This is a genomic window from Gordonia sp. AC31, assembly GCF_031844505.1.
GTDB classification, from domain to species: Bacteria; Actinomycetota; Actinomycetes; order Mycobacteriales; family Mycobacteriaceae; genus Gordonia; species Gordonia hongkongensis.
Genome location: NZ_JAUZVK010000056.1, coordinates 1 through 4,356, shown reverse-complemented (window position 1 = coordinate 4,356; position 4,356 = coordinate 1). Strand labels below are relative to the sequence as shown.

Here is a 4,356-nt window from a genome sequence, read left to right as displayed (position 1 = left end):
GCGTCTATTCATCTAGATGAAGGTGACACGGGCCAAGCGACCACGTGAACAACAGCCCAAAACAAAGTGACTACTGGCGCGCCTGTTGCTTCCAAAGCAAATAAATCTAGTTCGTGGCACTCCTAGTCCATTGGGTCGGCGCCGTGTGGCCGGTTCCGATCATCGGCGCGGCCGCTTGGCGCTCTTCACGCCGCCGGACCACTGGCAGCGAAGTCGACTCGACCCGAATTATTAAGTGCCCCAGTACTTTTGCAAGTACCGATAACTTAGATTATGTCAGCCTAACCACTGCATATTGCATCAGATGAATCACAGCCAGACCGCCGGCGGTCCCCACGATCACTCCCTCAAACCCCCTGTCCACCAACGGCTTCCACCGCGATCCACCGTGTTTCGAGTAGCACACACACCGGCCACAAGGCCGCCGTCGGGCACTGCGCACGACTCGCTGACCTGGGGCCTTGACTTGATGATGCATCCGATGAATCATTGATGCAACAGATGAGACAGGTGACGGAGGCTTCCCATGGCGGTGGACGACGTTGGTCGCGCGTATCTCGTCAGTGCCGTCCGGCCGCTACATCCTGAGGAACAGACTCTCGCCGAGATGCTTCAGGGATGGCGGAACCAACAACTCAGTTGCAACCTGCGCTTCGAAACGATCGATGCCCGGATCAAGCAGGTTGAGCGGTTCGTGCAACACTCGAACGAGCATCCGTGGACCTGGACAGTGGCGATGGTCGACGAGTTCTTCGGCGATCTACGATCCATCCACAATCTGTCCCAGTCGTCTATCCGGTCTTACCAGGTAGGGCTGCGGCAGTTCTGCTCCTATGTCGCCAATCCGGATTACGGCTGGGACCGTGTCTGCGAGGAACTCTTTGGTACTCATCCCTCGCAGGTCTTCTTCGACTGGAACACCGCGCAGCATGTCCAGGAGAGCGAATCACGGCCGGACAAGCGCGCGTTCACCAAGCGTGAGATTCAGGACTTCTTCGACCATGCCGATGAACAGGTTTCTACGGTCTCGGCATCAGGTCGCAAGGGATGGCTCCCCGCGTACCGAGATTCGGTGATGTTCAAGCTCGCATACTCTTACGGTCTGCGGTTCAACGAATTGGCCCACCTCCAAACTGTCGACTTCGCTCGAAACCCCCACGCCAAAGAATTCGGCAAGTTCGGCGTCGTCAATGTGCGCTACGGCAAAGCTAAGAAGGGTTCACCTCCCAAGCGCCGCGGCGTCCTCACCGTCTTCGATTGGACTCCCGAAGTCATCGCAGACTGGCTCGAGAACGGGCAGCCCCACATGGACGATGGAATCGACCTGTTCCCCAGCGAACGCGGAAATCTGGTATCGGAAACAACTCTCATCCGTCGATTCCGACGCTACTGCGACGAGCTCGATCTCTCGGCCGGACTCGACCTTCACTCCTTCCGACGTTCGTACGCGACGCACCTCCTCGAAGACGGCTGGGACTCTATGTTTGTCCAACATCAAATGGGACACGAGCACGCATCCACCACGGCCATCTACACCTGCGTAAGCAGTGACTATCGCACCCGAACCCTCCGTACCGCGCTAGATGCCACCATCTCTGCCGCGCTCTCGTCCACCGAGAATGGTGGAGCATCGTGAAGCGCGACGTCGACTACACCTGGCGGCTCGCGGAGCTGATGGCCGGCAATCAGATGCACAACAGTACGGACCTCATCCCCCGTCTTCACGAGCGCGGAATCACGCTGTCACGGCCACAGGTCTACCGGTTGGTTCACCAACGTCCCGAGCGTGTTTCACTCAAACTCATCGCCGCGCTCTGCGACATCTTCGACTGCGGCCCAGAGGATCTGGTAACTGTGACCGCTGCCAATGCTCGCAAGAAGGCGGCGAGCGCCGGCCGTGAGAACGTTGTCGAATTGAACAAGTCTGTCCGTCCACGACGAGCAAGGATCGTTAGTGACGACGATTGAACCACGCCGACGCAACACTGTTCGCGGGCGGCCTCAAGCGACCGACGGCGATCTTCAGTGCGCTCGCTGTGAACGCCACATGCGCAAAGCCGGAGTCACGTGGCCGGACGGCAGGATCTGTAACTCCTGCTACTACGACGCCACGAGCCTCTACGGACACTGCCCCGGTTGCGGAATGAACCGAATGCTTCCGGGTCGCCTAGACATCGGCGACCAGCCCGTCTGCCGTGACTGCGCCAGAATCCGTCAGGACTATCGCTGCCGCGCATGCGAACAGGAAGCACGTCCCTACCGTCGCGGAAGCTGCGCGCGCTGCGCACTGCGATCCGATTTGGAACGCGACCTATTGCGAGACGGCTCCCCCGAGGGCATCAAGATCTTGATCGATGCGCTTTGCGCCGCTGACCGCCCGGAAAGCATCCTCACGTGGAAGCGCTCCGACAAGGTCCAGGAGCTATTGTCAGCGATAGCCTCCGGTGCGACACCACTCAGCCACGACGGGCTGGACCAGTATGTACCGCGCGGCAAACACGTCGAGCACCTGCGATCAGTGCTCTTGCACCACCAGGCACTTCCCGCTCGCGATAAGTACATCGCACTCTTCGAACGATGGCTCGAAGAGAAGCTCGCGAACATTGCCAATGCCGACATCGAGCGACCTGTCCGCCAGTTTGCTACCTGGCATCATTTACGACGGATGAACGAAATTGCCCACACCGGCAAATCAACACGTGGGCCAGTGCAATGGTCCAAGCAAGAGATCACGGAGACGCTGAAGTTCCTTCAGTGGCTTCGCGACGAACACGGCCGCACCATCGCAACATGCGTCCAGCAGGACGTGGACCAGTGGGTGACAACTGGCCCAACGACGAGGCACGCGATCCGGACCTTCCTCGTGTGGTGTGCGAACGCACGTATCAATCGGTCGGTGTCTCTCGGCTTTCGCCAGGCCAATACCGTCCGCCTGCTGACGCAAGACCAACGCCTCGCATGGATCCGAGAACTCCTCGAAGGCGATAGTGAGTCACTTCCCTACCGCGTGGCCGGTACTCTGCTGCTTCTCTACGCTCAGCCGCTCGTGAAGGTCACCGAGCTACCTATGGCGAAAGTGATCATCTCCCCAGACGGTCTTGCTTTGCAGCTTGGAGTGACGCGCTCCCCTGTCCCCGCCCCGTTCGACTCGCTTCTTCGACAACACATCGAGCGACGCCCAAACTTGCGGACTAGCGGAGCAGACAGTCCGTGGCTCTTCCCTGGGTACAGATGTGGAGAGCACTTACTGCCCAACACCCTCATGATTAGGCTTCGCGACCTCGGCATTAACCTCCTGGGCGCACGTAACACTGCGATTCGGGAACTCGTCACCCAAGTCCCAGCCCCGGTCGTCGCAGAGATGCTCGGATACAGCGACCAAGTGACACAGCGGCATGCTGAACTCGCTTCTCAGCCTTGGGGCCGTTATGCCAGCGCACAGAAGACACACACATGACGATACGACCGAACATTACCTGGATCGGCTGCTCGCTGGTCACGCACCGCCACGTCGACGAGAACTCGTGCGCTGTCGGTATACGAGAACCTCCGCGCTCAGTGAATTTAATCTCGTCAGATCCACCCGCGAGGAGGGACGGACCCGGTACCACCTCGTCCGTGATGGCCTTACTCCCCTTGTCGATTGGTTTGGACACTTGCGGTTTCGACAACTACTCGACGTCCAGTCATATGCCCCACATCGGTGGATAGAACCAGGAGGGAACCCACTTGAGTGAAGACGAGGCACACGCGCTACCGCTGGCGCTGATTCCGCAGTCGTCTCGACCAATGTCGTTGTCGGAGTTAGAGAATTATCTGGCATCCGCAGCCGACTTGCTGCGTGGATCCGTCGACCAGGCCGATTTCAAGGCGTACATCTTCCCGCTGATGTTCTTCAAGCGAATCAGTGACGTGTATCTCGAGGAGTACGCCTGGCAGGTCCCCGATAACCGGTCCAGGCAGTTCTAGAGCCAGTATCTTCTTGCAGTCGGTCAGTCGATCTCGCAGCCCACGGGGTGATGCTGGTGGGTGCATCCGGCAGCGTACTCGGCCGGGGTTCGATAGCCCAGTGCCGAATGTCGGTGTCGGTGGTTGTGGTCGTCTTTGAAGTCGTCGATGACCACGCGGGCCTCGAGCAGGGTGGGCCAGCAGTTGCGGTTCAAACACTCGTCACGCAGCCGGTTGTTGAACGACTCGATGAACCCGTTGTTCCACGGTGTGCCGGGCGGAATGTAGGAGATCCCCACCGACCCTGCACAGAACGCCTGCAGGGCTTCTGAGATGAACTCACGGGCCGTTGTCCATGCGCAGCACCATCGGCGGGCCACCCCAGATCGCGAACGTCTTCTCCAACTC

At 59.3% G+C, this 4,356-nt stretch carries 5 protein-coding genes; 4 read left to right on the top strand and 1 reads right to left on the bottom strand.

Annotation, left to right across the window (positions count from 1 at the left end):
• The first annotated feature begins 526 nt into the window (after nucleotides 1–526).
• The 4 genes from Q9R39_RS24375 (at nucleotide 527) to Q9R39_RS24360 (ending at nucleotide 3,969) form a co-directional block, all read left to right on the top strand.
• Complete coding sequence (locus Q9R39_RS24375) at nucleotides 527–1,636, top strand: site-specific integrase (RefSeq protein ID WP_311278420.1); 1,110 nt, start codon at nucleotides 527–529, stop codon at nucleotides 1,634–1,636.
• Nucleotides 1,633–1,968 carry a helix-turn-helix transcriptional regulator gene (locus tag Q9R39_RS24370; RefSeq protein WP_084351432.1) on the top strand — a complete coding sequence of 112 codons (336 nt, stop codon included), beginning with the start codon at nucleotides 1,633–1,635 and terminating at the stop codon, nucleotides 1,966–1,968. The genes Q9R39_RS24375 and Q9R39_RS24370 overlap by 4 nt, the downstream gene beginning before the upstream one ends.
• Before the next feature lie 331 nt (nucleotides 1,969–2,299).
• Nucleotides 2,300–3,457, top strand: a complete 1,158-nt coding sequence (locus Q9R39_RS24365) for a recombinase XerD (protein WP_311278419.1) — start codon at nucleotides 2,300–2,302, stop codon at nucleotides 3,455–3,457.
• A 272-nt stretch (nucleotides 3,458–3,729) separates the two neighbouring features.
• A complete protein-coding gene (locus Q9R39_RS24360; protein WP_311278418.1) occupies nucleotides 3,730–3,969 on the top strand; it encodes a type I restriction-modification system subunit M N-terminal domain-containing protein in 240 nt (79 codons plus the stop codon).
• A gap of 23 nt (nucleotides 3,970–3,992) precedes the next feature.
• Here the strand turns inward: Q9R39_RS24360 and Q9R39_RS24355 are convergent.
• Nucleotides 3,993–4,356 (bottom strand): integrase core domain-containing protein (locus tag Q9R39_RS24355; protein WP_311278417.1); only part of this gene is annotated, 364 nt, incomplete at its 5' end.

Bases quoted from the DNA above. Each gene is read 5' to 3' on its own strand.
- Q9R39_RS24375 (WP_311278420.1), top strand. From the start codon at position 527: ATGGCGGTGGACGACGTTGGTCGCGCGTATCTCGTCAGTGCCGTCCGG.